This is a genomic window from Marinobacter halodurans, from assembly GCF_004327985.1.
Classification (GTDB): Bacteria; Pseudomonadota; Gammaproteobacteria; order Pseudomonadales; family Oleiphilaceae; genus Marinobacter_A; species Marinobacter_A halodurans.
In genome coordinates, this window is sequence record NZ_SJDL01000161.1 from 1 (window position 1) to 928 (window position 928).

Here is a 928-nt window from a genome sequence, read left to right on the forward strand (position 1 = left end):
TCGTCTCATTTGAAAGGGGCTTCCCGGCCCAGTCGCTCCAATCCATGCCACCGCTCAGAACGCGTGATCTCGGCGTCGAGCTCATGCTTGAGCAGCCCGTCCACTTCACGCCGGCTTTCGAGCAGCCTGAACCCGAGGAACTCTGCCAACGTCTGGCCACCCGCCTGCAGTCCATCACAGAAGACGGAGAAGAAGCACCGAACCTGGATATCAGTTGCAAGCCCGCCAAGGATGCCCTGGCTAATCTCAGGAACAGGAAAGGCATCGCCTGCGCCGCTGTCTCCGATGTCCTGTTCAAGTTCAGGCATTCGCTGGCCCAGATCCATCAGGCCCTACAGTACCTGAATGTCATCGAAATCAGCCTCAAGGGCCAACCATTGGCCCACTCGGCGACATTGATACGCCAGGCGGTTTTCGATCCGCGCAGCAACGGTCCCAGCCCGTTGGCGGAGTACGGCGATGCCGTCGACCGGAACAAGCTCGACGAGGTGCTGCTGACCGGCGAGCGCCAGTACGCAGCCGACATCATCAACCACCATGTCGGTAAGCTGAAAGCGCTGATGGAAAATGGCGAGCTTGACGCCGTGCTCGCAGACTATCTCACCCAGGACGGTATTGGAGTCTGCGAGGCTTACAGCCTATGCGCTGATCACCTGAACGTTTTACAAAAGATTCCAGACATCCTGGCCGGGCATGGTATTGAAGAAGAGCACCGAATTCTGAATTCACTTAACCGCTGGATCGCCAACAGCAACTGGCTCGACGCCTGGTCACCAACCCGGCAAACCGATGAAAGTGAGAACTCTCCCTACCGCCGGCTCCAACAATTGGCGGCGGATCAGACGGACATTAATGACGATCACCTCGACCAGCTTCACCTGCAATCCCTGGCCTTACTCGAAAAGCAGGTCCAGCAGGCAAAGGCTGA

At 57.8% G+C, this 928-nt stretch carries 1 protein-coding gene; it reads left to right on the plus strand.

All coding sequences use genetic code 11. The features are described from left to right. Positions 1 to 83: 83 nt before the first annotated feature. Positions 84 to 928 (plus strand): hypothetical protein (locus EZI54_RS23925; RefSeq protein ID WP_207389352.1); only part of this gene is annotated, 845 nt, incomplete at its 3' end.